25 protein-coding genes and 1 pseudogene are annotated in these 24,856 nt (G+C 66.0%); 14 read left to right on the top strand and 12 right to left on the bottom strand.

What is annotated here, in order from left to right:
- Positions 1 to 2 precede the first annotated feature (2 nt).
- Positions 3 to 422 carry a universal stress protein gene (locus tag HARCEL1_RS04535; protein WP_108381394.1) on the bottom strand — a complete coding sequence of 140 codons (420 nt, stop codon included), beginning with the start codon at positions 420 to 422 and terminating at the stop codon, positions 3 to 5.
- On the bottom strand, positions 419 to 850 hold the full coding sequence (locus tag HARCEL1_RS04530; protein ID WP_108381393.1) for a zinc ribbon domain-containing protein: 432 nt from the start codon (positions 848 to 850) through the stop codon (positions 419 to 421). The genes HARCEL1_RS04535 and HARCEL1_RS04530 overlap by 4 nt, the downstream gene beginning before the upstream one ends.
- Positions 851 to 1,171: 321 nt before the next feature.
- Here HARCEL1_RS04530 and HARCEL1_RS04525 point away from each other — a divergent pair, with 321 nt between their 5' ends.
- Positions 1,172 to 1,915 carry an Lrp/AsnC family transcriptional regulator gene (locus tag HARCEL1_RS04525; protein WP_108381392.1) on the top strand — a complete coding sequence of 248 codons (744 nt, stop codon included), beginning with the start codon at positions 1,172 to 1,174 and terminating at the stop codon, positions 1,913 to 1,915.
- 36 nt (positions 1,916 to 1,951) lie between these two features.
- Here the strand turns inward: HARCEL1_RS04525 and HARCEL1_RS04520 are convergent, their stop codons facing one another.
- A complete protein-coding gene (locus HARCEL1_RS04520; protein ID WP_108384080.1) occupies positions 1,952 to 3,073 on the bottom strand; it encodes a pyridoxal-phosphate-dependent aminotransferase family protein in 1,122 nt (373 codons plus the stop codon).
- Between the two features lie 97 nt (positions 3,074 to 3,170).
- Here HARCEL1_RS04520 and HARCEL1_RS04515 point away from each other — a divergent pair, with 97 nt between their 5' ends.
- Together HARCEL1_RS04515 and HARCEL1_RS04510 are read left to right on the top strand one after the other, a co-directional pair.
- A complete protein-coding gene (locus tag HARCEL1_RS04515) occupies positions 3,171 to 3,866 on the top strand; it encodes a hypothetical protein (RefSeq protein ID WP_233357404.1) in 696 nt (231 codons plus the stop codon).
- 78 nt (positions 3,867 to 3,944) lie between these two features.
- Positions 3,945 to 5,177 (top strand): AGE family epimerase/isomerase, encoded by a 1,233-nt coding sequence (locus HARCEL1_RS04510; RefSeq protein ID WP_108381391.1) that lies wholly within the window; start codon positions 3,945 to 3,947, stop codon positions 5,175 to 5,177.
- Between the two features lie 12 nt (positions 5,178 to 5,189).
- Here the strand turns inward: HARCEL1_RS04510 and HARCEL1_RS04505 are convergent, their stop codons facing one another.
- Positions 5,190 to 7,445 (bottom strand): DUF2298 domain-containing protein, encoded by a 2,256-nt coding sequence (locus HARCEL1_RS04505; RefSeq protein WP_108381390.1) that lies wholly within the window; start codon positions 7,443 to 7,445, stop codon positions 5,190 to 5,192.
- Between the two features lie 101 nt (positions 7,446 to 7,546).
- Entirely contained in the window at positions 7,547 to 7,774 is a 228-nt protein-coding gene (locus HARCEL1_RS04500) for an antitoxin VapB family protein (RefSeq protein WP_108381389.1), read from the bottom strand.
- 89 nt (positions 7,775 to 7,863) lie between these two features.
- Here HARCEL1_RS04500 and HARCEL1_RS04495 point away from each other — a divergent pair, with 89 nt between their 5' ends.
- The 3 genes from HARCEL1_RS04495 to HARCEL1_RS04485 all read left to right on the top strand — a co-directional run bounded on the left by HARCEL1_RS04495 (position 7,864) and on the right by HARCEL1_RS04485 (position 10,677).
- On the top strand, positions 7,864 to 9,267 hold the full coding sequence (locus HARCEL1_RS04495) for a class II fumarate hydratase (RefSeq protein ID WP_108381388.1): 1,404 nt from the start codon (positions 7,864 to 7,866) through the stop codon (positions 9,265 to 9,267).
- A complete protein-coding gene (locus tag HARCEL1_RS04490) occupies positions 9,267 to 9,950 on the top strand; it encodes an O-methyltransferase (RefSeq protein WP_108381387.1) in 684 nt (227 codons plus the stop codon). The genes HARCEL1_RS04495 and HARCEL1_RS04490 overlap by 1 nt, the downstream gene beginning before the upstream one ends.
- 130 nt (positions 9,951 to 10,080) lie before the next feature.
- Complete coding sequence (locus HARCEL1_RS04485; protein ID WP_108384078.1) at positions 10,081 to 10,677, top strand: chemotaxis protein CheC; 597 nt, start codon at positions 10,081 to 10,083, stop codon at positions 10,675 to 10,677.
- Between the two features lie 90 nt (positions 10,678 to 10,767).
- Here the strand turns inward: HARCEL1_RS04485 and HARCEL1_RS04480 are convergent, their stop codons facing one another.
- The gene (locus tag HARCEL1_RS04480; protein ID WP_108381386.1) at positions 10,768 to 11,178 is read right to left on the bottom strand and encodes a universal stress protein; all 411 of its coding nucleotides are present in this window, start codon (positions 11,176 to 11,178) and stop codon (positions 10,768 to 10,770) included.
- A 239-nt stretch (positions 11,179 to 11,417) separates the two neighbouring features.
- On the opposite strand from HARCEL1_RS04480, the gene hisE reads away from it, so the two are divergent.
- The gene (gene hisE, locus HARCEL1_RS04475; protein WP_108381385.1) at positions 11,418 to 11,705 is read left to right on the top strand and encodes a phosphoribosyl-ATP diphosphatase; all 288 of its coding nucleotides are present in this window, start codon (positions 11,418 to 11,420) and stop codon (positions 11,703 to 11,705) included.
- A 1-nt stretch (position 11,706) separates the two neighbouring features.
- Here hisE and HARCEL1_RS04470 read toward each other — a convergent pair.
- Positions 11,707 to 11,949: pseudogene (locus tag HARCEL1_RS04470) on the bottom strand (endonuclease III domain-containing protein); the annotation flags it as partial.
- A gap of 320 nt (positions 11,950 to 12,269) precedes the next feature.
- On the opposite strand from HARCEL1_RS04470, the gene HARCEL1_RS13310 reads away from it, so the two are divergent.
- Positions 12,270 to 12,974, top strand: coding sequence for a hypothetical protein (locus HARCEL1_RS13310; protein ID WP_159077019.1), 705 nt, complete (start codon positions 12,270 to 12,272; stop codon positions 12,972 to 12,974).
- Positions 12,975 to 13,541: 567 nt separating this feature from the next.
- Here the strand turns inward: HARCEL1_RS13310 and HARCEL1_RS04465 are convergent.
- Positions 13,542 to 14,210 carry a 2,5-diamino-6-(ribosylamino)-4(3H)-pyrimidinone 5'-phosphate reductase gene (locus tag HARCEL1_RS04465; protein WP_108381384.1) on the bottom strand — a complete coding sequence of 223 codons (669 nt, stop codon included), beginning with the start codon at positions 14,208 to 14,210 and terminating at the stop codon, positions 13,542 to 13,544.
- Positions 14,211 to 14,212: 2 nt separating this feature from the next.
- On the bottom strand, positions 14,213 to 15,286 hold the full coding sequence (locus tag HARCEL1_RS04460; RefSeq protein WP_108381383.1) for a radical SAM protein: 1,074 nt from the start codon (positions 15,284 to 15,286) through the stop codon (positions 14,213 to 14,215).
- Positions 15,287 to 15,485: 199 nt separating this feature from the next.
- Between HARCEL1_RS04460 and HARCEL1_RS04455 the strand changes: the two genes are divergently transcribed.
- From HARCEL1_RS04455 to HARCEL1_RS04445, 3 genes are all read left to right on the top strand, one after another.
- Positions 15,486 to 16,682: a TIGR04347 family pseudo-SAM/SPASM protein gene (locus HARCEL1_RS04455; protein ID WP_108381382.1), complete on the top strand. Its 1,197-nt coding sequence runs from the start codon at positions 15,486 to 15,488 to the stop codon at positions 16,680 to 16,682.
- Between the two features lie 48 nt (positions 16,683 to 16,730).
- Entirely contained in the window at positions 16,731 to 17,414 is a 684-nt protein-coding gene (locus HARCEL1_RS04450; RefSeq protein ID WP_108381381.1) for a CehA/McbA family metallohydrolase, read from the top strand.
- A gap of 68 nt (positions 17,415 to 17,482) precedes the next feature.
- Positions 17,483 to 18,637 (top strand): NAD(P)/FAD-dependent oxidoreductase, encoded by a 1,155-nt coding sequence (locus HARCEL1_RS04445; RefSeq protein ID WP_108381380.1) that lies wholly within the window; start codon positions 17,483 to 17,485, stop codon positions 18,635 to 18,637.
- 59 nt (positions 18,638 to 18,696) lie between these two features.
- On the opposite strand, the gene HARCEL1_RS04440 is transcribed toward HARCEL1_RS04445, so the two are convergent.
- Entirely contained in the window at positions 18,697 to 20,028 is a 1,332-nt protein-coding gene (locus HARCEL1_RS04440) for a phosphohexomutase domain-containing protein (RefSeq protein WP_108381379.1), read from the bottom strand.
- 85 nt (positions 20,029 to 20,113) lie between these two features.
- Positions 20,114 to 20,836 (bottom strand): archaeal proteasome endopeptidase complex subunit beta, encoded by a 723-nt coding sequence (gene psmB / locus HARCEL1_RS04435; protein WP_108381378.1) that lies wholly within the window; start codon positions 20,834 to 20,836, stop codon positions 20,114 to 20,116.
- A 359-nt stretch (positions 20,837 to 21,195) separates the two neighbouring features.
- Here psmB and HARCEL1_RS04430 point away from each other — a divergent pair, with 359 nt between their 5' ends.
- From HARCEL1_RS04430 to HARCEL1_RS04420, 3 genes are all read left to right on the top strand, one after another.
- A complete protein-coding gene (locus HARCEL1_RS04430; protein ID WP_108381377.1) occupies positions 21,196 to 21,459 on the top strand; it encodes a hypothetical protein in 264 nt (87 codons plus the stop codon).
- A gap of 27 nt (positions 21,460 to 21,486) precedes the next feature.
- Positions 21,487 to 22,185: a DUF502 domain-containing protein gene (locus HARCEL1_RS04425; protein ID WP_108381376.1), complete on the top strand. Its 699-nt coding sequence runs from the start codon at positions 21,487 to 21,489 to the stop codon at positions 22,183 to 22,185.
- Between the two features lie 68 nt (positions 22,186 to 22,253).
- Entirely contained in the window at positions 22,254 to 22,640 is a 387-nt protein-coding gene (locus HARCEL1_RS04420) for a thioredoxin (protein WP_108381375.1), read from the top strand.
- On the opposite strand, the gene HARCEL1_RS04415 is transcribed toward HARCEL1_RS04420, so the two are convergent.
- Positions 22,641 to 24,746 carry a thioredoxin domain-containing protein gene (locus HARCEL1_RS04415; protein ID WP_108384077.1) on the bottom strand — a complete coding sequence of 702 codons (2,106 nt, stop codon included), beginning with the start codon at positions 24,744 to 24,746 and terminating at the stop codon, positions 22,641 to 22,643. It lies immediately after the preceding gene.
- Positions 24,747 to 24,856 lie beyond the last annotated feature (110 nt).

The raw sequence follows: 24,856 nt of genomic DNA, 5'->3' as shown, positions 1-24,856 counted from the left end.
CGCTACACATCGGTCGGGTCCTCCGGCAGCGCGATCACCGGTCGATCGGCGTCGGTCACGAGTCGAAGGGCCTTATCGCCCGCGAGGAACTGGACGACGCGACTTCCGCCCCGTGGGTGAAAGGCGATGGCCGACGCCCCGATCGATCCCGCCGTCTCGACGATGGCCTCGACGACGTCGGTCCCGTAGGTGATCTCGTAGTCGGCCTCGGGGTAGGTCTCCTGGAACGCCTCGATGGCCTCTTGGGCGCGGTCCTCGGCCTCCTCCAGCGGGAGTTTGTCCGGCGCGCCACCCGATTTCTCGACGACGTGGGCGACGGTCACCCGATCGATCGCGTACTCGTCGAGCGCCCGTGCGGTCTCGCGGGCGTCCTCGACGTTGGCGACCGGGACACAGACGTGACCAGTGAGCGATCGCGTCACGAGTCGCTCACCTCTCGACCACAGTGCGGGCAGGTCGTCAGATCGTCCGGCAGTGGGTGCCCACAGTCCGGGCAGTGCGGACCATGCGCGTCGGCGGCGTCACCCAGATACGCCCAGCGCAGTTCCTCACCGCCCTCGAAGCGGGGCTGTCGGCGGACGCGGTACAGCGAGACGGTGTCCTCGTTCACCCCGGACCCGTCCGGCGCGGGCGGGTGTTTGTGCACGAGCGCCGATGCATCGTTTTCGAGGTCGATATCGACGATTTCACCGGCCGCGCTCTCGCGGATCATCGTTTCGAGGTCGTCGTTGCTGCCCGCGAGACGATCCTCGACGAGCGCTCCGAGCGCCCGGAGTTCGGGCACGGTGAGCGCCTCGACTCGATCGATCAGGTCGGGCGCGAGGCGATCGGATGGCGACCCCTCGCTCATGGTCGCCTCCCGTCGCCGGGTGGTGTGACCGTCGACACCGGGTGACCAGCAACGACGGCGAGAGACCCGTTCGACACACTGGTTTCGATCATGCCCGTTCGGCTATCGCGGAGAGTGAAATATCTGCCGCTCCGCCGAACGAGAGCGTGCATTTTTCACGGCTAAATTTTCGATCCGTTCCCTGGGGTCGAGCCCCGTCAGACCATCGACGACGCCACACTCAGCGTCGAGACCGGTCCTACCCCGATCGAAATACGACCGAAGATTTTGGGAATCCAGATCCCAACCCATACGTGGGTTCGGATTCGTTCGTGTGCACGCATGCCCCCCGAGATCGACGCCGTCGACGAACGGATTCTGTACCGTCTCGTCGAGGACGCCAGGCACACCTCTGCGCCCGATATCGCCGCGGACCTGGACGTGACGCCCCCGACGGTCCGGAATCGCATTCGCCGTCTGGAAGAGCGGGGCGTGATCAAAGGGTATCACGCCGCGATCGATTACGAGCGCGTCGAGGGTCGCCTGCGGAACCTCTTCGTCTGCTCGACCGGTGAGCGGGATCGGACGGAGATGGCCCAGCGCGCCCTGGAGATCCCCGGCGTGGTCGGCGTCCGCGAGATCATGTCCGGGCGCGGCGATCTGCGGATTACCGTGATCGGATCGGACACCGACGATCTGACGCGTCTGGCCCAGGAGATCACCGCGCTGGGCATCACGATCGACGACGAAGACCTGGTTCACCACGAGACCGTCCGGCCCTACGCCCCGTTCGGGCCGCGGGAGGCGACTGTCGGCTCACCGATGACCGGCGTCGCCGGACTGGCCGGAGAGGCCGACGTCGTGGAGGTGATCGTCCGGTCGACGGCCCCGATCGCCGGGCAGACGCTGAAAGGAGCGACCGACGCGGGCCTGCTCGGCTCGGACCTGCTCGTCGTCCGGATCAACCGCGACGACGAAACCATCACCCCGACCGGCGAGACGAGGATCGAAGCGGGCGATTTCGTGACGATTCACTGCCGGTCGGGCATCGACGAACAGACCCTCGACGCGTTCACCGGGGAGTGAGCCTCTCGATACGTGACGATGCAGCGTGCGACGGCCCTACAGTCCGGCGACGTCTTCGATCGCGTCGGTCAGTGCTCGAATACTGTCGAGATCGTGCTCGCCCATGTGCCCGATGCGGAACGTCTCCTCGCCGAGCTGTGAGCCGTAGCCGTTCGAGAACACCATGTCGTACTCCTCGGAGACCTGCTCGATCGTCTCGGCGACGTCGATGCCCTGAGTGTTCTCGATACAGGAGACCGTCTGTGAGCGATAGCCCTCCTCGGCGAACAGGTCGAAATGCTCGCGGGCCCAGTCGTGGACGTACTCGGTCATCTCGCGATGTCGGCGATCCCGCTCGTGGTGGCCCTCCTCGAGCATGTGTTTCATCTGTCTGTGATAGGCCAGCATGATCGGGATCGCCGGCGTCGAGTGCGTCTGGCCCTTCCGCTCGTAGTAGTCCAGACAGCGCTGGAACCCACCGTACCACGAGGCCTGATCGGAGGCGCGTTCGCGATCGTAGGCGTCGTCGCTCACCACACAGACCGCCAGGCCCGGCGGCATCGCGAACGCCTTCTGGGTGGAGGTGAACAGCACGTCGATGTCGTGAGCGTCGATGTCGACGAAATCACCGCCGAGCGCGCTGACGGCATCGACGACGAAGTACGTGTCGGGGTACTCCGCGACGACGTCGCCGATTGCTTCGATCGGGTTGCGCACGCCCGTCGAGGACTCGTTCATGACGCTCGCGACGACGTCGTACTCGTTGTCGGTGGCCTCGATCGCCTCGCGGACGTCGTCGGGCTTGATCGCCTCGCCCCAGTCGTACTCCAGGCGATCGACCTCCTTGCCGAGTCGTTCGGCGACGTTGGCGTGGCGCTCGCTGAAACTCCCGCAGGTCGGCACGAGAATGCGCTCGTCGACCAGGTTCAGCGTCGAGGCCTCCCAGAACTCCGTGCCCGATCCGGTGAGGATGATGACCTCGTTGTCGGTGTCGAGAAACTCCCTGGTGTCCTCGACGATCGTCGTGTACAGGTCGGTCATCCGGTCCATCCGGTGGCCGAACATGGGCTGGGCCATCTCCTCGATGACGTCCTCGCGCACCTCCGTCGGGCCCGGGATGTACAGCGTCTTCTCTGGATAGTCGTCGGTGTACTCCTGGCCGTGTGGCCGATCGGTCATGGATCGACCTCCGGGGGCCGGCGGCATTGGCGTTTTGATTCGCCCGCCGACGAGTGAAAACCGGCATCGTTTTCCGCCGATCCGTTCGATCGCCGCCATGGTCGCCTTCGATCGGTCGGCCCCAGAGGATCCGACGATCGTCGACCGGACGCCCCGATCGCTCGGGTGGCAATCCCACCCCCACGAGACTGGCCGGCGGACGAGTCACGCGATCCGCGGGCCAGACGGCGTCTGGATCGTCGATCCGCTCGACGCGCCGGGCATCGACGCGACGATCGAATCGCTCGGCGAGATTGCGGGCGTCGCCGTCTGTTCGAACCTCCACACCCGCGACGCCGCGCGATTTGCCGAGCGGTACGACGTGCCGGTGACCGTCCCGGAGTGGCTGGACCTCACCGCCGATCTCGACGTCCCGATCGAGCGCGTCACCGATCGGATCGGCCCCTGGCCCGTCCGTCGGGTGCCGGTTCCGGGCTGGGACGAGTCGATCCTGATCGCTCACGACGGCGCGACGCTCTATGTCCCGGACGTGCTCGGCCCGGGTGCAATCTACTCGGTCGGCCCCGAACGGATCGGCCTGTATCCGTTCGCTCGCCTGCGGCCGCCCCACGCGTCGTTCGCGGACCTCGACCCCGAGCGAATCGTGTTCGGCCACGGCACGGCGATCACCGACGACCCGAGCGGCGCTCTGGAGACGGCGTTCGACGGTGCGCGCCGACGGATTCCGCGGGCGATCGTCGAGAACGGCCTGACTCACGCCCGACTGCTCGCGGGCGTGTTCACCGATCGGTGAGTGCGGTCGGCCCCGCCCGCCACCCGCCGTCGACGTGGGCCCCAAACCTACAGGAGGCGGGGTTGCGAACGCCCGGCCATGGATCCGACCGACACCGCGACGCTCCGGGCGCGACTGGTCGACGTCCTGGAGTGTTATCACCCCGATCGGACGGCCTGCCCGCACGACGGTTTCCAGGCCGCGGTCCACCCAGAGACGGGCGACCGGTACGACGATCGCCACCACCTCGTCGCCTCCGCACGCTTTCTCGCGAACACGAGTCTCGGCGTCCAGATCGACGGGCCCGACTGGTGTGCTGCCGCTGCCGAGCAGGCCGCCGCGTTCCTTCGATCGGCCCACCACGATGCCGCGTCCGGTGGGTACGACTGGCTGGTCGACGACGAGACACGCGACGACCGGCGGGTCTGTTACGGCCACGCGTTCGTCTTGCTGGGGTACGCCCGCGCGGTCGAGGCCGGTTTCGATTTCGAGGCCGAGCTCCGAGCGGTCGCGAACCTCCTCGTCGAGCAGTTCTTCGAGTCCGAGTACGACCTCTGTGCCAGCGAATTCGATGCCGACTTCGAGACCGGGTCGGCGTATCGCGGGCAGAACGCGAACATGCACGCGTGTGAAGCCTTCCTCGCAGCCCACCGCGCGACCCGGGATCGCGACCACCTCGATCGGGCGATCGCGATCGCACGCGCGCTGACCGTCGAGCGCGCGACCGACGATCACTCGATCGACGACCTGGCGGACGTGCCCCTGATCTGGGAGCACTACGATGCGGACTGGACGCCCGACTTCGAGTACAACCGCTCGGATCCGCGCGATCAGTTCCGGCCGTGGGGGTATCAGCCCGGCCACCACCTCGAATGGGCGAAACTGCTCGGTCAGATCGATCGTCGCCTGGAGCACGTCGCGCCCGACCACGAGGCTCGCGAGTGGCTGTGCGACCGCGGGATCGCGTTGTTCGACGCCGCCGTCGAGATGGGGTGGGACGAGACGCTGGGCGGTCTGGCGTACACCGTCGCGCCCGACGGCGAGCCAGTCGTCGAAGACACCTACGGCTGGGCGATCGCAGAGGGGATCGGCGCGGCTGCGACGCTGTTCGAGCGCCGCGACGACGTGCGCTTTCGTGAGACCTACCAGGGGCTCTGGGAGTTCGCGCGCACCCATCTCGACGCGCCACAGGGTGATTTCTACCAGGCCGTCACGCCGACCAACGAGGCCGTAATCGACAGCGACGGGCCGGCCGTCGAACCGGGCTATCACCCGATCGGGGCGTGTCTGGCCGGGTTAGCGGCGTTCGGTGAGGATCCACGCGGCGAGTGACCCGGCCGATCGTCAGCGAGTCGCACCGGACTCGACAGCCCCGTCGCCGTGGTCGATCTCGTAGATCGTGATCGACCCGAACGAGTGAGTCGCGACGACGCTCTCCTCGAACGGCCGGACGTCGTACCGCTGGCGCTCGTACGGCCCGAGATAGACGAATCGAACGTCGTAGGTCGCGAGTAGTTCGGCCCGGCGATCCACGGGGCCTTCGAAGATCGTCCGGACGTGTCGTGACCGCCGATCGAACGCGTCGTCGCCGTGGTAATCGGCGGCGTGGGTCCACCCCGCGACGGTGGGCAGCCCCGTCAGACTCGACGCCGGACTCGCCCGAAACGAGAACATCTCGGCCTCGCGCGGGACGGCCGCGACGATGTGGGGCTGTCCCGGCCTGGCGTCGAGGAACGTCGTGGCGGCGTCGACGTCGCCACGATCGGTCTCGACGAACCGTGTCGCGTCGAGTGAGGCGTCGTCGAGACCATCGTCGAGAGCCGCGCCCGTCGTCACGACGCCGAAAGAGAGGATCACACCCACGAGCACGACCGCGGCGACCGCCCGTCCGAGGTCGGCGTCGAGCGCATCCGGGACCGAGAGTCGCTCGACGGTCGGCGGGTCGATCCCGGGCCGTTCGATCGCCCGGGCCAGAAAGACGCCGGCGGCGACCGTCCAGAGCAGCCACACCTGGCTGTGGACTTTGTAGACCGTGTTGTATCGCCCCGATGCGGCCCCGCCGTCGAGATAGGCGAGTTCGACGATTCCGAGCAGGCCCGCGCCGCCGAGCACGAGCACGCCCTCGAAGCCGACCTCCGTCCGCCGGAGGAGATACCACGACCCGACGAGGACGGGCGCGACGAAAAACAGTGCAGCGCCCTGTGGGACGAGCATTGCGAGGACGAGCGCCGCGACGAGGGCCGCCCCGAGCACCCGCAAGTCGAGGCGGCGTCGGATCGCGGGCCACGCCCCGAGCAGGAAGGCGGCGATGAAGGGGCCGTACTCGACGAGATAGACCGCGGCGGACGTCCGCTCGGGCAACAGCGCCAGCGGCCGCGTCGCCGAGGTCGTGAACACGAACGGCGCGGCGACGAGAATTCCGCCGACGGCGACTGCAGCGGCGACGACGACACCCGCGCCCAGTCGCTGGAGGTCCCGGAGTGGCCACCACTTGCGAGCGGCGAGGACCGACCCGGAGTCGACCAGCCAGTCGAGCGGGTGCTCACGCGCGAACGCGACCGCCAGCGCGGTGATTCCCACGACGGCTGGAAAGCTCCAGGCGTTGGTCACCTCGACCAGGCCAGCGACCGGAGCGACACAGGCGAGTCGCCAGAGACGTGCTCGGCGGCCATCGGCGACGACAGCAGTGAACGCGATGGCGACCGCGAGCAGGGTGTAGGGCTGGCTGATGACGTGGGCGTGGAGGCTGCCGATCCGGACGAGATAGATCGGAACGTCCGTCGGAAACCCGGCGAAGTGCGTCGCGTCGAACGTCGTCACGCCGCCCGCGAGGGTCTCCGCGGGCGTGCCCGTGACGGCGACGATCACGTCACGGAGAGCGCCGGGCGCGACGGCGTACACCACCGAAGCCGCCGTGAGGGCGTTCCCACCGAGGGCGACGATCGCCGCGGCCAGACCGCCCGCCAGGCGACGCCGCCCGGACCGGGTCGCGGCGATCGCACCGGCGAGATCGTACGCGCCAGCGGCGAGCATGGCGTACACCGTCGGCACCGCGAGGTTCGCCCCGATCCGGACCGGCACGCCAGTGAGTCGCGTCCAGAGCGCGACCGCGAGGTGGCCACCGTAGTAGTACTGCACCGGTTCGCCCGCGAACCACATGTCCTCGGGCGGGAGCGTCCCCGCCCGGAGGAGTGATTCGATCAGCCCGAAGTTCAGAAATCCCTCCGCCCAGACCTGCAGGCCCGGATCGACCGCCCGGAGGCCGACGCCGAGTGCGAACACCGCCACGAACACCGCCGACACCTCGGCGTACCGGCGACCCGGCACGGTGACGCCCCGGTCGACCGCGACCGCCGACAGCGCAAAGAGGACGAGAAGGCCCGCGAGCCCCGCGACCGGCCAGAGTGCGACGTGCCCGACCCAGAAGGCGACCAGCGTGACGACGGCCGTGCCGACCGTGACGGCGAATCCGGCCCCGCGGGTCGACAGCGGGGCGAACAGGCGCGCGGTCGCCGGCAGTGCCAGTCCACCCACGGCGAGGACGAATCCCAGCCAGACGACGACCGCCAGCCACTCCATGTCCGTCGATTCGTCGGGCATCCGGAATGAATATTGTCATTCTCAACGGATCGACCGATAAAACCAGCGTCGCTCCCACGAGCGGACAGAGCGATCGACGGCGTTCACAGCCCCGACCGGAATCAGGGATCGACCCGATCGAAGCGATCGGTCACGTCCTCGCGGAACTGATCGCTGTGCGCTCGCACGCGGTCGGCCTCGGCGTCGGTCACCAGTCCGACGAGGTCCGCGAGTGGCTCCTCGTCACCGAGCAATCGGTCGATCACGTCGCTGAAACTCTCGTCGTCGGTCTTCTCGCGGCGCAACCGGTCGTACGTTTCCGCGTCGAGACTGATCGTCCTGCGCGGCATCTGTATCCCCATGTATTGGGTCTGGGCATATGATATTCGTCCTCAGGCACGTGGCCAACAGTTAACCCCACGGCGCTGAACCCATCGGCATGGCCGACGAACGCATCGAGACCGACAGCCTCGGAGAGATTGCCGTCCCCGGAGACGCCTACTGGGGCGCACAGACACAGCGTGCGATCGAGAACTTCCCGATCAGCGACCGGCGCTTCGGGCGACGCTTTATTCGCGCGATCGGCCTCGTCAAACTGGGGGCTGCCCGCGCGAATCGCGACCTGGGCCATCTCGACGACGAGCGCGCGGACGCGATCGAGAGTGCCTGCGAAGAGGTCGTCGCGGGCGAGCACGACGATCAGTTCCCCGTCGACGTGTTCCAGACTGGCAGCGGAACGTCGACGAACATGAACGCCAACGAGGTGATCGCGAACCGCGCGAGCGAGATCTACGGCGCAGCGGTCGGCTCGAAGGCGATCCATCCGAACGATCACGTCAACTTCGGGCAGTCCTCGAACGACGTGATCCCGACCGCGATGCACGTCGCCGCCCGCGAGAGCGTCGCACACGACCTCTTGCCCGGGCTTCGCACGCTCGAAACGGAACTCGCCGCACAGGCCGACGCGTTCGACGACGTCGTGAAGACCGGTCGCACACACCTCCAGGACGCGACGCCGATCCGTCTGGGCCAGGAGTTCGGCGGGTATCGCCGCCAGATCGAGAAGGCGATCGATCGGATCGAGCGCGCGAGTACGGAACTCGACGAACTCGCACTCGGTGGGACGGCCGTCGGGACGGGCCTGAACACCGATCCCGAATTCGCGGAGCGGGCGATCGCAGAGATCGCCGTCGAGACCGATCTCGACTTCCGCGAGGCCGACGATCACTTCGAGGCACAGGCCGCTCACGACGCGATGGGCGCGGTCCACGGCACGCTCCGCTCCGCGTCGGGCGCGATGGACAAGATCGCCAACGATCTGCGCTTGCTCGCCTCGGGCCCGCGCAACGGCCTGGGCGAGATCGATCAGCCCGAAAACCAGCCCGGATCGTCGATCATGCCCGGGAAGATCAACCCCGTCGTCGCCGAGTCGGTCAACCAGGTCCACGCCCGCGTGCTGGGCAACGACGCGACCGTCCAGGCCGGGGCCGAACGCGGGCAGATCGACCTCAATCTCTACAAGCCCGTGCTGGCGGACGCCTTCGTCGAGTCCGCGGGCATCCTCGGACGGGCCGCCGAGACGTTCGGGACGAAATTCGTCGCGAAGTTGGAGGCCGACCACGAGCACTGTGCCGATCAGGTCGAACGCTCGATGGCGCTCGCGACCGCGCTCAACCCCGCGATCGGCTACGACGCCGCGAGCACGGTCGCGAAGAAGGCACTCGCGACTGGCCAGACCGTCCGCGAGACCGCCATCGAGATGGGGCATCTCACCCCCGAAGAGGCCGACGAGGTACTCGATCCCGCGCGCATGACCAGTCCGGGCATCCTCGGCGAGGAGTGATGTCGGCCGACGGATTCGCGGTGACCGACGCGATCAGTGCTCGCATCGGCCCGCGCGCGGACCGGATCGTCGCCGCGATGGATCGCCGTGCCGCCCGCGATGGGTTCCCGACGATCGGACCCGCCGCCGGTGGGTGGCTCGCGACGCTCGCTCGCCTGATCGACGCCGAACGCGCGGTGGAGTTCGGGTCTGGGTTCGGCTACTCGGCGTACTGGCTCCTCCGGGGCGCACCCGACTGCGCGATCACGCTCACCGAGATCGACGCGGACGAACTCGATCTGGCTCGGGAGTACCTCGCGGCGGGTGGGGTCGCGGATCGGGCGACCTTCGAACACGGCGACGCCCACGCGATCCTCGCGGACGGATCGGCCCCGCTGGATTTCGTGCTCGTCGACTGCGAGAAGACCAGGTACGCCGAGGCGTTCGAGACGGTCCGCGATCGAATCGCGTCGGGTGGGATCGTCGTCGCAGACAACGCCGTCGCCGGCGCGGGGATCGACCGAGCGGCGGTCCGGGCCGCACTCGCGGGCGAGACCGACCCCGATCACGACGCGACCGGCGGGATCGTCTCGTACCTGGAGACGGTCCGTGCGGATCCCGATTTTCAGTCGGGACTCCTCCCCGTCGGGGAGGGCCTGGCCGTCAGCGTCCGGACAGGTGGGACAGTCACGGGCGACCCCTGAGGGTGGCGACCACCGAGCGACGGAAGGTGAACGGCGGCGGTCAACGACGACAGCCCGTGATCGACGGCGGGTGGACTTAAGCCGCCGGCGGGCGAATCCGTGGCCAATGGCCGGCCAGGACTCCCAGTTGATGATCGACATTCGAAAGCTCGCGCTCTTCAATAAGATGGCGAAAGAGGGAGGCACCACTGTCGCCGACCACCTCGCTCAGATGACCGGGATGGCGACCGAGATGGAGATCACGAAAATCAACTTCATCGGCCTGCAGGACATTCGCGCGCACGTCGGTGACGACGAACAGATCGGGATCAGCGTCGATCTGCAGGAACGCCCCCACGGGACCGTCCTGTTTTTGATGAACGCTCAGAGCGCGAAACGGCTGGCGCAAGCGACGCTCGGGGACATGGCGGGGGCCGAACCGGACGCATCCGGCTTTTCGGACATGGAACGGTCTGCGATCCAGGAGATCGGGAACATTATGACGTCGGGCTTTATCGACGGCTGGGCGAACGTCCTCGAAACCACGATCGACATGTCGACGCCAACCTTTACCTACGGTCCGTCGAGCGGCATGATCGACGAACTCGTCGGTGACGGTGAAGAGATGGCACTCATGTTCGACTCTCAGGTCAGGGCTCACGAGGCCGACGTCGACGTGACCGTCTACACGTTCCCCGAACTCGACGAACTGGTCGAGTTGATGGAAGAGATCACTCTCGACGAGTGACGACTGGCGTCAGTCGACGTAAAATGACGGCTCCGTCGACACGCGGAGACCAGAATCGACGCCGAACGAACCTGATCCGTCCCGAACGACTCAGTGGAGGACGACCTGTTCGAACTCCTGGACCATCTTGTCGCGCATCGAGTGGCTCATCATCTTGGACTTGTCGTCACCGAACCCGAACACGGTCAGGTCGGGTTCGCGTTCGCGAACGGCTTTTTTGATTTCGTCGAGGGGTTCACCGCGGCAGACACGCGCTTCGACGTCGACGCCGCGCTCGGCACCACGGCGTTTGAGGTCTTCGAGCAGTTCTCGACCGTTGTCCTCGTACTCGGTAATCAACAGCTCGGTGCTGCACAGCGCGGGGTTGCCGACCCTGTTCGTGTCGACGATGTACAGCGCGTGGATCGCTGCCTCGCGCTCGGCGGCGAGTTCGAGGGCGCGGTCGGCCGCCTGTTCGGCCGCATCGCTTCCGTCCGTCGGGAGGAGGATCAGGTCTGTCATGACCAATAATTGGTTGGGGCCCCACCACCATAAATATGTGTTAAAGATAATTATGATTGTCTGACGGAGAGAATGTTGCCTGAATCCAGTGGGGAGTGATAATCGGGTAAGCGGCCCCTACCACGTCCTAACGGCCCCTGAGGCAGTTCTTACTTACTGCCTTCGTGAACGATAACCAGGGCCGCACCGCTGCCCGGACCGGTCGGCGGGTTCAAGGACCAGGAGATTCGAGTCAGCCTATGACCGATCAGATCATCCGAGAACTCTTCGACGTCATCGAAGATCGAAAGGTCAACGAACCCGAGGGGTCGTACACAGCGTCACTGCTCACCCACGAGAAAGGGCAGGACGCGATCCTCGAAAAGATCGGGGAAGAGTCCGCAGAAGTCCTCCTCGCGGCCAAAAACGACGACCGTGACGCGGTGGCGCACGAAAGCGCGGATCTGGTCTATCATTTGCTCGTCTTGCTCGCGGACATGGACATGGACCTCACGGACCTCGAAGCCGAACTGCACGATCGGCGGTGAGTCAAGCGTCGCCCTCGACGCCGACGCGATCACAGCAGTCTGCGAGCGGGCACGCTGTGGAATCGTCGAGACAGACCGGCTGGCGTGCGGTACAGTACTCCCGGCCGAACTGGATCATCGCGGTGTGACCGAACCCGCAGGCGGCGTCGGGAACGTCGGCCTCCAGTCGTGTCCGGACGGTCGCGGGGTCGGCATCGGCCGGGACGACCCCAAGCCGGCGCGCGATCCGGTGGACGTGGGTGTCGGGAGTCAAGTCAGAGAATAGCTTAGAAGTGGTATTAATTGCTTCTGTTGTATATCTATTTTCGAGCAAGGTATGGTAGGGAATGAATGGAAGGTTATTAACGTCAAACAAGGACTCACCATCATCTTTGCCGAAAAAATGGATTAGAGAATAAATAATTTGGACGTCATTCAAATAACTGATTAATTGGGAATAATGTACTGAAACTTATTACTAAATCACTGAGGGCCATGATTTAAGTCACATCACAATCAAGGAAAATGTGAATGAATATATTAGCATTCGTCACAATTGGCGGATTTATCTTGTCAATTATCGCCGTGGCTATCTCTATCCATAACAAACTCCAATGGCGGGAAAGCCAAGAACTCAAAGACCTGGCCGATGATTTGAAATATATAGGTAAAATGGCAGGGGAACTAAACACTATCTTGAATTATCCAAGAGAACACGAAGATCTCATGCTTGAATTAGACACTCTTAGCGAGCAATGCCTTGTTTGCCAATATGAAACTGAGGACCCAAATATATTGATAAACGCATCACTTCCAGAGAGCAAAAATAACGATACAATAGAGAATATAGATGAATTAAAACAAAGTTATAAATCAGGCGGACATAATAGAGTGTGGTTAACTGTTGGAAATAGGGATGCAATGTACACCACTGACCGCACTATTAGCCTGTATAACCCATATGGTTTAACCGCAAAGATATTCAATAAAATCGAATATATTGAACAAAATCACCCTGAAAAACTGAGAGAATTTGACGAAAAGACACTCAAAGAACTTAAGAGACTATTAGATGAGATAGTAGAAAGTAGCGCTAGTGATGTATTCTATATCTTAGAAAACCCCATGCAAATTGATATAAATGAATGTGACACCACCGATGAAATTGCTGACAGCATTTTTCAAAAGATATTTCATTATGACGGTGTAGAAACTGATATGAAAAGGCTTGAAGAATCGCTTGAAGAGGTCGAAGAGCTTAGAAAATCTGTGCTCCAAGCAAGCTATTAAATTTCAATTTGTACTATTTTTTCAAAAGAAGACAGAGGCGATTATTTTAGTATTATAATTGGTATACAGTACACTAGGATTCCCGATTCGACATAACCAGCGGATTAAAAACTTGGGTCTACCCCGGAAGGTTATTGGAACTATATACATATACTATACCACCGATAAACTACGCCAATAATAGGATTGATACTATCAAAAAGAGGGTTGGGAAAAGAAACCGAATAATCAACAATACCTTGATTAGAATTTTTCCTCTCCGCTCTTCTCCCCTAGTTATATTTCTTTGCTGTTCAAGCTGTTGTAAATAGGGTATCAATGCACTTTCGAATCCCCAACCGATTAGGCCTAGGATCACCGCAAAACTCCCGATAGTTAAAATCTGTCGGCTTGAGAGAAAGGTTGGATCCAAAAACAGACTAGGTAGTATAAGTACGAATCCAATTGCCGTTAAAAATTTGTGAATGTTGTCATAAGGGAGTTCCGGGAAGTCCATTGGTCATAATGTCGCTTTCGGGAATGACTTGAATTCTTTGACTATCGTGTAATCTTTGATTTTGGGCGGTTTCAGGTCTTTAGTACCGACCAGTAGAGCACCACCCCGTCGTCCAGCCGATCGATACCGTCGAGGGCAAGTTCGGGGAACGGGCGGTCGAACCCCGGTCCGTCGGCGAGCGTCGGGGCCTCTCGCCCGCCGAGCAAGAGTGGGCCGACGAACGTCGAGACGCGATCGGCCAGGCCCGTTGCGAACACCGACGCCAGCAGTTCGCCACCGCCCTCGATCAGCATCGCGTCGACGCCACGATCGCCGAGCGCGTCGACGGCGGCCGGAAGATCGACTCGCGAGTCGCCCCGGACGATCACCGTCGCGCCGCGCTGTTCGAACGCCGCGATCCGGTCGGCGGGCGCGGCCGCGCTCGCGAACACGACGGTGTCGGCGGCGTCGTCGAGGACCTGGGCATCGGTCGGCGTCCGCAGACGGGAATCGACGACCACCCGGGTCGGCTGGGCGGACTCCCCGCAGGCGCGACGCTCGTCGATCCGGTCGGGATCGTCGACGGTCAGCGAGGGATCGTCCGCGAGCACGGTCCCGACCCCGACCGCGACGGCGTCGACCTCCGCGCGAATCGCGTCGACCCGATCGAAATCCTCGGGCCCGGAGATCCGGATCTGTTCGCGCTCGGGGGTCGCGAGTTTCCCGTCGGCGCTCATCGCGACGTTCACGATCACCTCCATCGTCAGTCCCCCACGTGGGCCGGCCCCGGGATCGGCCCGTCGTAACCCGCGGGGACATAGGGACAGAGCGGATCGCTCGCGAGCGGATCGCCCGTCGTGGCGTGCGCCCGGGATCGACTCCCGCCGCACTGCTCACGGAACCCACACGCCCCGCACTTGCCAGTGAGCTGTGACCGATCGCGCAGTGACCGGAACAACTCGTGCTCGCGATAGACCGTCGCGAGATCGCGCTCGCGGACCGATCCCGCCGACTGGGGGAGAAAGCCCGAGGGGTAGATCTCGCCGCGGTGGCTCACGAACACGAACCCGTCGCCCGCGAGCGTCGCGACCCCCGGACGGGACCCGCCCTCGCCCGCGCCGCGCTGAGCGCGCACGCGTCGATATGCCGGCGCTTCGGTCGTCTTGAGCGCGAACGGCGCGGTCTCGTCGACCTCGGCGAGCCACTCCCAGATGGCTTCGGCCCGCTCTGGTGTGACGGGATCGAGCACCGACCCACGGCCGAGCGGGACGAGAAAGAACACGCTCCAGCGGATCGCGCCCAGGTCGGTGACTCGATCACGGATCCCCGGAAGCGCGTCGGCGGTCTCCGCACAGACGGTCGTGTTGATCTGGAGGGATACGTCGTGGTCGGCCGCGGCCTCGGCGATAGCGATGGTCTCGTCGTACGATCCGGGTTCCTCACGGAAGGCATCGTGACTCTCGGGGTCGGGGCCGTCGAGACTCACTGCGAGGTTCGCCAGGCCGGCCGCCGCGAGCTCTTCGACGGCCTCGCGATCGACGAGTCGCGTCCCGCTGGGCGTCAGCGACATTCGCAGGCCCAGCGCGTCGCCGTAGGCGATCAGTTCGGTCACGTCGTCACGTTTGAACGGATCCCCACCCGAGAACACGACGAGCGTCCCCGGGCCGAACGCGCGGATATCGTCGAGCAGCGCCTTCGCCTCCGCGGTCGAGAGTTCGTCGGGATGGCGCTGTGGGCGGGCGCTGGCGCGGCAGTGATGACAGGCCAGATCACACGCCTGGGTCAACTCCCAGATCACCAACAGTGGCCGCTCGTCCGTGTCGATCCCCGCGTGCATGTACCGCCGCCAGGGTTCGGGGGGTCTTAGACCCCCGGGCTGGTCTCGACTCCCGAAAACGACCCCGAACAGTACCGGAAACACTTGCCGCAGGTTTCGAGCCGCCCGAAAACGGCGGATCGGTTTCCCACCGGGTGGGAACGAGAGACAGACCGTAAAGGGTCGAGCAGAGAAATACGAAAGACCAGCCCATAGAGCCATGATTTCCGTCAGCAAACTCCTCACCGACCTCGACGCCCCGGGCGACGGACTCCGCTACGACGACGGCCACGAGTCCGACGCCGAGCAGATCAGCCAGGACCGTCCGGACGCGCCCGTCGTCGTCTGGAATCTGACCGCGGGCTGTAATCTCACCTGCGAGCACTGCTATGCCGACGCCGACGAGCCGAGTCCCGAGGAGTTCGATACCGACGAAGGCAAAGCGCTCATCGACGACCTCGCGGCGTTCGGCGTGCCAGTCTTGCTCTTCTCGGGTGGCGAACCGCTCGTTCGGGACGATCTGGAGGAACTCGTGGCGTACGCCACCGATCAGGGGCTGCGCGCGGTGCTCTCGACGAACGGGACTCTGCTCGACGAAGACCGCGCGGCGGCGCTGAAAGAGGCGGGGCTGGCGTACGCCGGCGTCTCCGTCGACGGCCTGCCCGAGACCCACGACGCGATCCGCGGCGAAGAGGGCGCGTTCGACGGCGCGATGGCGGGGATCGAGGCCTGTCAGGCTGTCGGCCTCGACACGGGCATTCGGTTTACTGTCACCGAGCGCAACGTCGACGATCTGGAGGAGTTGCTCGACATCGCCGAACTCCGGGGGATCGACCGGGTCTGTGTGTACCACCTCTCCTACGGCGGGCGTGGCGAGGCGCTCCAGTCGATCGACCTCTCGCCGGTCGATCGCCGCGAGGTCGTCCGGCGCGTGTTCGACGTCACGCTGGACGCCCACGAACGCGGGTTCGACGTCGAGACGCTGCTGGTGGGCAACTACGCCGACGCCGGACTCATCATCGACTACGCCGAGACCGAACTCGGCGCGGAGCACGCCGACCGCGTCCGACAGCATCTCGCGACCAACGGCGGCGACCCGACCGGCGACCGCGTCGCCGATATCGACCACCGTGGGCGCGTCCACCCCAACCAGTTCTGGCAATCGAAGACCGTCGGGAACGTCCGCGAGCAGTCGTTCGAAGAGATCTGGCGCGATGACCCCGATCCGCTGCTCGAACGGCTGCGTGACCGCGAGGCGTACGCCGCCGAGCGCTGTCGAGAGTGTGAAATCTTCGAGTACTGTGGCGGTGGATCGCCGGTCCGCTCGGCGGCCGTCCACGGCGATCCGTTCGCGCCGGACCCGCAGTGTCACCTCCCGACTCGCCTCCGAACCGGCGGCGACGTCTCCGCGGACTGACCCGACGGCGACCGGGGCGCTTTAGACCCCCGACCGAGAAATAGCGGTGTGCTCTCGGTCGAGCTTCACGCCCACTCCGCGGCCTCTTACGACGGGCGGGACGACGTGTCCGCATTGCTCGAACGGGCGAGTGCGATCGGCCTCGACGCGCTCGCCGTCACCGATCACGACGAGTTCGCTGCCAGCCAGGACGCCGTCGAACGCGCGCCAGCGTACGATCTCGTCGGAATCCCCGGGATGGAGGTCACCAGCGCAGCGGGCCACGTCCTCGCGCTGGGGATCGACGAGGCCGTTCCACCCCAGCGTCCGTTCGTCGCGACCGTCGACCGCATCCACGACGCGGGCGGCATCGCAGTCGTCCCCCACCCCTTTCAGAAGACGCGCAGCGGCGTGATGGCCAACATCTCGCGGTCGGACCTCGCGCGGGCGGACGCGATCGAAGTGTACAACTCTCGCCTGTTGACGGGGTATGCAAACCACCGCGCGGAAACGTTCGCTCGCGAACACGGCCTGCCCGCGGTCGCCGGCAGTGACGCCCACGTGGCCCCCATGGTCGGACAGGCGATCACCCGCGTCGACGCCGCCCCGACGAGCGCGGCGATCCTCGACGCGATCGCCGCTGGCGAGACGGACATCGACGGGCGCCGAACGCCGTTGCATCTGAGCGTCCGCCAGGCCGCGGGCGGGGCCAAACGCCGGGTTCGAAACCGCCTCGCCGGCCTTCTCGACTGACTCCGGCAATATCGGCCAGCAAACCGGGTTCCAACACCTTTGTACGCGGCTGTCCCTCAGTGACGGCCATGACAGCGACGGTGGTGGTGCTCGGTGCCGGCTACGCGGGGGTGTCAGCCGTCGATCGGCTGGAATCCGTCGCGCCCGAGGACTGTGAGATCGTCTGGGTCTCCGAGTCGTCCGAGCACCTCGTCCTCCACGAAGTCCACCGCTGTATTCGCGACCCGACCGTCGCAGAATCGATCACGGTCCCCGTCGAGACGATCGCCGGCCCGAAGACAACGTTTCGCGAAGCACGGGTCGAGGCGATCGAGAGCGCCGACTCCCGTGTGCGCTGTGCCGACGGCTCGACGATCGAGTACGACACCGCGATCGTCGCGCTCGGCTCACAGACGGCGACTTACGACATCCCGGGCGTCCTCGACCACGGCCATACGCTGAAGAGCCTCGACGACGCGCTCGGGATTCACGACGCCATCCGCGAGGCGACCGACGCGACCGAGACGACGAGCGTCGTGGTCGGCGGGGCCGGACTCACGGGCGTCCAGACCGCCGGCGAGGTCGCCGCGCTGGCCGATCGGCTCACCGCCGCGATCGACGTGACGATCCTCGAAGGGCTCGATCGTGTCTACCCCGGCGGCGATCGCAAGTTCGGCCGTCGCCTCCGTGAGGAACTCGAAAACGCAGGTGTAACGGTCCGAACGGGATCGTTCGTCGACTGCGTCGAGGCCGACCGGATCACCCTCGACGACGGCGATCGGATCGACGCCGACGTGTTCGTCTGGACCGGGGGGATCCGCGGCCAGGACGCGCTGCGAGACAGCGATCTTACCGTCGACTCGAACAGCTATCGGATCCACACCGCGCGTGATTTCCGGACGAGCGCCGAGTCGGTGTTCGCGGTCGGTGACGCCGCAGCGATCGACGGGCCGAGCGGCGAGCCGATCCCGCCGACCGCCGAAGCCGCGTGGGGCGCAGGCGAGGCCGTCGCCGACAACGTCGTCCGCGCGATGGAGGGGCGACCGCTCGACGAGTGGACCTACGACGACAAAGGCACGGTCGCGTCGATCGGTGACGACGCCGTCGCCCACGACGTGATGGGCGTCCCGGTCGAGACGTTCGGCGGGCCGGCCGCCCGAACGCTGAAGAAGGCGATCGCCGCGCGATGGCTCAGTTCGATCGATTCACCCGTCAGTGCCGCCCGCGCCTGGCGGTCGATGTGAGCGGGCGGAGTCTCCGACGCCACAGGTAGGATCGGAAGCGATCCGCGAGACGGCGTCGTTCAGGCGACCCGTTCGACCGCTTCCCGAAGGATCTCGACGACGCGCTCGGCCAGCGCGTCGGCGTCGCTCTGTTCGAGATATACGCGGAGTTTGGGTTCGGTCCCGCTCGGACGGACGAGAATCCAGCCCTCCGAGAGCGTCAGACGAACGCCGTAGTCGGTGTCGACGCTCTCGTGGTCGATCGCGGCGGGGAGACGCTCGGTCAGGCGATCCATCGCGGCGGCTTTCGCGTCGTCGGGACAGTCGACCGAGCGTTCGGCTTTCGGTCGCTCGGTGATCGGATTACGAAGCGCCGCGAGGCCGTCGCGATCGATCAACGCGACGAGTAGCGCCGCGCTCGCGATCCCGTCGATCCAGGGGCCCAGCGGCGGGTGGACGTGTTTCCAGGGCTCGCCCGCGAAGACGGTCTCCGCGGTCGCCTCCTGGCCATCCATCGCCTCGTGAAGCGTTCCGAGCGCGGTCCGATCGACCCGCCCGCCGAGGTCCGCGACACGCTCGTCGATCCGATCGGAGGTGTCGGGCGTCGTGAGCACCCGGCCGCCCTCGGTGAGGTAGTGACCAGCCAGGATCGCGAGCACTGTATCGGCGGGGACGATCTCGCCCTCGCTGTCGAGCAGGACGGTCCGATCGGCGTCGCCGTCGTGAGCGATCGCACAGTCGATACGATCGGTCCTCGCGATCAGGGCCGCCGTGTCGGTGAGCGTGTCGGCGGTGGGCTTGCTCGGTCGCGCGGGAAAGGTGCCATCGACGTGGGCGTCGACGGCGAGCACGTCGGCGCCCAGACGGTCAAGCACCTGTGGGGTCGCCAGACCGCCGACGCCCGTCCCGCAGTCGACCACGACGCCGGTCGCCGCGATCGGTCCTACGCGCTCGCGAGCGTACGCGACGATCCGATCGCGATAGGCGCTGAGTGGGTCGCCACGCGTCGTCTCCCCGAATTCGAGGGCGTCGACGCTCGCAGGGGCGGTGTCGAGTCGGGATTCGAGGCGGCGCTCCGCATCACGATCGTACTCCTGGCCGTCTCGAAAGAACTTGAGGCCGTTGTCGCGGGGCGGATTGTGACTCGCGGTGACCATGATCCCCCGGCGGCCCTGTGAGGCCCACGCCAGCGTCGGCGTGGGGACGACACCGATCCGCTCGACGCGTGCCCCCGCGCGCTGGAGGCCCGCGGCGACGGCGTCTGCGATCGCCCGCCCGGTCGTCCGCCCGTCGCGCCCGAGGACGAACTCCTCGCCGTCCTGGCCGGCCGCCGTCCCGAGCGCGAGCGCGCGTTCGAGCGTGACGGTCTCACCGACGGGGCCCCGCACGCCAGACGTTCCGAACAGATCCATGGCGGATCGGCGGGGCGATTGCACTTAACGCCGGCGCGACGGCTGTGCGTGTCGCGTCTGTCGACGAATGCCGGCGAGACCGGCCTCAGAAGGCGTCTTCGTACTCGTCGTACGAGGTGATGTCGACGCCCGACTCGTCGACCACGGCGATGTACAGGCCGTTGCCCGACCCCGTGTCACGTTCGGCGGCAGCCTGAACGCTGGCCGCAGCGGCCGCGACGGCGTCGTCGGTGTCCATGCCCGGTTCGTACCGGTCTTCGAGGGTGCCGTACGCGACCGTCAGGCCCGACCCCGTGACGGTGTACTCGTCTTCCATGACGCCGCCGGCCGGGTCGATCGAGTAAACGTGTGCGCCCTCGTCGTCGACGCCACCGAGGATCGGATTGATCGCGAAGAAGGGGCCGCCACGCGCGAAGTTGCCCGCGAGCGTCGAGAGCGCTTTCATCGACATGTCCGTCCCGCGACGCGACTCGTAGAGGTTGACCTCCGCGCGGAGCGTCCGAATGAACGACTGGGCACCACCCACGGAACCGACCAGGGTGAGCGCCGCGTTCGGGTGGATCTGTTCGACCTTCTGGACGCGCTTGTTCGAGACGAACCGCCCGCCGAGACTCGCACGGCGGTCGGTCGCGACCACGACGCCGTCGGCGGTCGTCAGGCCGATGGTGGTCGTGCCGGTCTTGGCGACGTCGCCGTTCTCGTCGGCCCCCGAGTCGGGCAGGGATCCGAGACGCGGTTCGTGTACCGGCGGCAGGTCCGGCTCCAGGCGGTCGCGAGCGCGCGAGAACTCTGGCTGGGAGTCGTGCATACCGAAGGTATCGCCGGGGCAGGGATAAATCCACGCTTCGATAGAGCGATCGGACGGGGTTCGACACCCGAGCGATCGGTTCGACCGCCAGGCACTCGTCCGGCGGCCGGTCGATCGGTTCGGCGGCCACTCGCTCGTCCGGCGGCCATTGACTGAATTTAGCGGCCGGTCGGTCGGTTCGACGACCAAACCAGCAAGACGGGCTGAGAAGCCGCGAAGAGATCTCTCGACGCCAGATGAAACGTCCTGAAAGGTTTCGTCCACAGATCAAAGTCACTGAAAGATCCCGAATCCAGCCGAACGTTCTGTCGGGTATATGGATGTAGGGGCCATGGACTGAATCACGCGAGGTCCCTCACATGTCGAGTTCAACCATCGACGGCCCCATCGATCACGTCCGTGGATCGCCCCGCCGAGTGATCCCGACGATCCGAGCACTGGCTTTTTGGCTGGCGATCACGCTGCCGCTGGTCCAGGTCGCCTGGCTGATCGTCGGCCTCGACGGCCTCACCGATCTGTTCGTCTTCGTCACGTTGCTGGGCGTGAACGCGACGAGTCTCGCCATCGGTCACACCTACGCGGCCCCCACGAGCACGACGTCGTCCCCAGACGCCAACCCTTAATGTGAGTGGGCCGCCCAGAATCGGGTGATGAGTGCGACCTGGAAGCGGGACTTTGCGAGCGGATTGATCGTGTTGACGCCGCTTCTGGTGACGCTCGCCGTTCTCGCCTGGATCTACAACTTCGTCAAAGAAGTCCCGATCGACCTGAAGCCAGCGCCGTTGCGAGTCGCCGTCACGCTCGTCGTCTTCGTCTTGCTGGTGTTCGCCGTCGGCTATCTGATGCGCACCGCCGTGGGCGTCATCCTCGAACGCGCGCTCGACGACGTGATGAACAAACTGCCGGGCCTGCGCGTGATCTACAACGCCTCGAAGACCGCCGCCGAGACGGCGCTGTCGACGACCGAGTCGTTACAGGCCCCCGTCTCGGTCGAGACCTGGCCCGGGATGCGCATGACGGCGTTCAAGACCGGCGAGACGACCCCCGACGGCCGTGACGTCCTCTTTTTACCGACCGCGCCGAACGTGACGACAGGGTTCGTCATCGAAATCGAACCCGACCAGTACGATGTGCGCGACGAAACCGTCGAAGAAGCCTTGACACGCGTCTTGAGTGCCGGCTTCGGTGACAGCAACGGTCACACCGCCCCCGGCGAAATGTTCGTCGACGACGTCGTCTCGCCGGACGACCCAGACATAGACGACCCCGGCACAGACGACGAGACCACGGACGAGACAGCCATCGAGTACGGCTCGGTCGACGACGAGACGGCCGACCCGGACGGCTGAGCCGCGACGCGAATGAGGCCAGATCTTGCGATCCGAACCGTCTTTTCGACCGACCGCCGAACACGAGTATGACACTCGACTCGATGACGCCAGACGGCGAGCCCTCGGCCGACGCGGTCGCGACGCTGTCGGAGATCGACGATAGCGTCGCCATCAGAGTCTGGGGAGGCGACTGGTGCCCGGACTGTCGAGACCGACTCCCTGCGTTCGCGGCGGCGCTCGCGGCCGCCGGCATCGACGACCAGCGCGTTCACGTCTACCCGGTCGAGAAACGAGACGGCGAGAAAGTCGGACCACGCGTCGAGCGCGACGAGATCGTGTCGATCCCGACCGTCGTCGTCGAGTCGGGTGCCGATCCGACCGATCGCGACGGATCGGGGACCGAACGGGCCCGGTACGTCGAAGACGAGGGCGAACCGATCGCGACCTGGCTGGCCGATCGCCTCGCGGAGTGATTACTCCGCAGGCCGCCCGATATCGAACCAGTCGAGCGCCGCGTCCGGATCGTCGAGCGGGGCCGAGCAGGTCCGATCGCGGCAGGCGTACAGCGTCGGCCCATCCCGGGCGTCACGCCCGGCCCAGATCGGCGGCGTGTCGTCGATGCCGAGCGTCGCGAGGTCGTCGTCGAGGTCGTCAGCCGCCGCTGTACGCTGGGTAATCGTCCGTGCGGGGAGTGCCGCGGCCCCCAGGCGCTCGCGCCAGGTCGCCGGCGGGTCGCCCGCCATCGTGAGTTCCGTCCCACCGGCAGTGACGCGATCGGCCGCGAGCACGAGCGTCGCGTGCTGGAGTGGGTCCGCCCGGATCCGGTCGGCGTGGGTCTCCAGGACCCGCTCGACGACGCGCCCGAACCGGTCGTCGGGGACGAACGGGTCGAGGGCGCCGAGCAGGTCGACCGCCAACCCCGTCGCCGCCGGCGTCGATCGATCGGCCCGTTCCTGTGCGCGAACGAGGGGCGTCGCGCTGTCGGCGGTGAGAAAGAGACGGCCGTCCTCGTGGAACCGCTCGCAGATCGCCGCGCCGAGGTCGACGGCGAGTGCGAGCGCGTCGACGTCCCCGGTGGCCTGGTGGACGTCGAACGCGGCCTGCCCGAGCGCGGCGTAATCGGTGAGCGTCCCCGGCAGGCCGACCGTGTCACCGCGCGCCCGGCGGTGGACCCGATCGCCGTCGACGAACAGTGCGCGGGCCGCGTCGAGTGCGTCCGCGGCCCGATCGGCGTAGCTCGCGTCGATCGCGAGGCCAGCCTCCGCGAGCATCGAGATCAGCAGGCCGTTCCAGCCCGCGAGGCGCTTCTCGTCGCGGTCGGGGCGCGTGCGGTCGGCCCGAGCGGATCGAAGCGCGTCGAGGCCGCGATCGATCGCCGCGCGGACCGCCTCGGGATCGCGATCCGCACCGGCGAGGTCGTCGATCGACCGATCGACCGCGAGGACCGTCCCCGCCTCACCGCGCCCGTCGATCCCGAATCGCGCACAGAGCAAGTCGCTCGTCGCGGCGTCGAGACCCGCCCGCTCGACGGCAGCCGCGATCTCGTCGGGCGTCCAGGTGTAAAAGGCCCCCTCCTGGCCGTCGCTACGGGCCGACAGCGAACTGTAGTAGGTGCCGTCGGAGTGGCGCAGCTCCCGGTCAAGAAAGGCGATGGTCTCCTCGACGCCTGTCGCGAACGCCTCCCGGCCCGTCACGCGATAGCCGGTGACCAGCGCGCGTGGAATCTCGGCGTTGTCGTAGGCCATCTTCTCGAAGTGCGGGACGATCCACTCCCGGTCGGTCGCGTACCGGTGGAATCCGCCGCCGACGTGGTCGTCAATCCCGCCCCGGATCAGGGCGTCGAGCGCCTCGGTCGCGACCTCACGGTACGCGGCCTCACCGGTCCGCATCGCGGCGCGATAGCACAACCGAATCCGCCGGGGCTGGGGGAACTTCGGGGCGTCACCGAAGCCGCCGTGCTCGCGATCGGCACGATCGACGGCGGCGTCGGCGGCCGCCCGGAGCGCCTCGGTCGGCGGATCGGCGGGCTGTGCGGGCGCGGCCGCCTCACCCGCGGCCTCACCGAGTGCACCAGTCGCGGCCGCCTCGAACCGATCGGCCCGCGACTCGATCGTCTCTCGATCGGTCGCCCAGGCGTCGTCGAGTCGGTCGAGGAGGTCGAGAAAGCCCGGTGAGCGCCCCCGAGACTCCAGTGGCACGTAGGTCGCGACGTGAAACGGGCGGCCGTCCGGGGTCGTCCAGACCGAGAGCGGCCAGCCACCGCGGCCGGCGACGCGGGTCGCGACGGCCTGGTAGATCCGGTCGAGCGCCGGCCGCTGTTCCCGATCGACTTTGATCGGGACGAAATCGTCGTTCAGCCGCTCGGCCACGCGGTCGTCCTCGAAACTCTCCTCGGCCATGACGTGACACCAGTGACAGGCCGCGTAGCCGATCGACAGGAAGATCGGGCGGTCGCGGGCCCGGGCCGCCTCGCGAGCGGCGTCGTCCCAGGGCTGCCAGTGGACGAGATTGTCGGCGTGCTGGCGGAGATACGGACTCTCCGCGTCGTCGAGACGGTTGCGGGCGAGCGGGTCGGTCATACTCCGTCGTCGGCCGCCGACCCGGATAACGCTCGGGGCGCCGGCAACCGGATTGGCGCGATCGACACGACGGATCACGGCGTGCGAGGAGTCGGCCACATTGTGATGCG

Source organism: Halococcoides cellulosivorans, from assembly GCF_003058365.1.
Lineage (GTDB): Archaea > Halobacteriota > Halobacteria > Halobacteriales > Haloarculaceae > Halococcoides > Halococcoides cellulosivorans.
Note: the sequence above shows the minus strand (reverse complement) of the source record. Positions and strands in the feature narration are given on the sequence as shown.

Excerpts from the sequence above, each read along its gene's own strand:
- HARCEL1_RS04445 (WP_108381380.1), top strand. The coding sequence starts at position 17,483 with ATGACAGCGACGGTGGTGGTGCTCGGTGCCGGCTACGCGGGGGTGTCA.
- HARCEL1_RS04480 (WP_108381386.1), bottom strand. The coding sequence starts at position 11,178 with ATGACAGACCTGATCCTCCTCCCGACGGACGGAAGCGATGCGGCCGAA.
- HARCEL1_RS04425 (WP_108381376.1), top strand. The coding sequence starts at position 21,487 with ATGAGTGCGACCTGGAAGCGGGACTTTGCGAGCGGATTGATCGTGTTG.
- HARCEL1_RS04460 (WP_108381383.1), bottom strand. The coding sequence starts at position 15,286 with ATGCACGCGGGGATCGACACGGACGAGCGGCCACTGTTGGTGATCTGG.
- HARCEL1_RS04485 (WP_108384078.1), top strand. The coding sequence starts at position 10,081 with ATGATCGACATTCGAAAGCTCGCGCTCTTCAATAAGATGGCGAAAGAG.
- HARCEL1_RS04415 (WP_108384077.1), bottom strand. The coding sequence starts at position 24,746 with ATGACCGACCCGCTCGCCCGCAACCGTCTCGACGACGCGGAGAGTCCG.
- psmB (WP_108381378.1), bottom strand. The coding sequence starts at position 20,836 with ATGCACGACTCCCAGCCAGAGTTCTCGCGCGCTCGCGACCGCCTGGAG.
- HARCEL1_RS04455 (WP_108381382.1), top strand. The coding sequence starts at position 15,486 with ATGATTTCCGTCAGCAAACTCCTCACCGACCTCGACGCCCCGGGCGAC.
- HARCEL1_RS04430 (WP_108381377.1), top strand. The coding sequence starts at position 21,196 with ATGTCGAGTTCAACCATCGACGGCCCCATCGATCACGTCCGTGGATCG.
- HARCEL1_RS04525 (WP_108381392.1), top strand. The coding sequence starts at position 1,172 with ATGCCCCCCGAGATCGACGCCGTCGACGAACGGATTCTGTACCGTCTC.
- HARCEL1_RS04490 (WP_108381387.1), top strand. The coding sequence starts at position 9,267 with ATGTCGGCCGACGGATTCGCGGTGACCGACGCGATCAGTGCTCGCATC.
- HARCEL1_RS04520 (WP_108384080.1), bottom strand. The coding sequence starts at position 3,073 with ATGACCGATCGGCCACACGGCCAGGAGTACACCGACGACTATCCAGAG.
- hisE (WP_108381385.1), top strand. The coding sequence starts at position 11,418 with ATGACCGATCAGATCATCCGAGAACTCTTCGACGTCATCGAAGATCGA.
- HARCEL1_RS04420 (WP_108381375.1), top strand. The coding sequence starts at position 22,254 with ATGACACTCGACTCGATGACGCCAGACGGCGAGCCCTCGGCCGACGCG.
- HARCEL1_RS04515 (WP_233357404.1), top strand. The coding sequence starts at position 3,171 with ATGGTCGCCTTCGATCGGTCGGCCCCAGAGGATCCGACGATCGTCGAC.
- HARCEL1_RS04500 (WP_108381389.1), bottom strand. The coding sequence starts at position 7,774 with ATGCCGCGCAGGACGATCAGTCTCGACGCGGAAACGTACGACCGGTTG.
- HARCEL1_RS04440 (WP_108381379.1), bottom strand. The coding sequence starts at position 20,028 with ATGGATCTGTTCGGAACGTCTGGCGTGCGGGGCCCCGTCGGTGAGACC.
- HARCEL1_RS04510 (WP_108381391.1), top strand. The coding sequence starts at position 3,945 with ATGGATCCGACCGACACCGCGACGCTCCGGGCGCGACTGGTCGACGTC.
- HARCEL1_RS04465 (WP_108381384.1), bottom strand. The coding sequence starts at position 14,210 with ATGGAGGTGATCGTGAACGTCGCGATGAGCGCCGACGGGAAACTCGCG.
- HARCEL1_RS04495 (WP_108381388.1), top strand. The coding sequence starts at position 7,864 with ATGGCCGACGAACGCATCGAGACCGACAGCCTCGGAGAGATTGCCGTC.
- HARCEL1_RS04530 (WP_108381393.1), bottom strand. The coding sequence starts at position 850 with ATGAGCGAGGGGTCGCCATCCGATCGCCTCGCGCCCGACCTGATCGAT.
- HARCEL1_RS04505 (WP_108381390.1), bottom strand. The coding sequence starts at position 7,445 with ATGCCCGACGAATCGACGGACATGGAGTGGCTGGCGGTCGTCGTCTGG.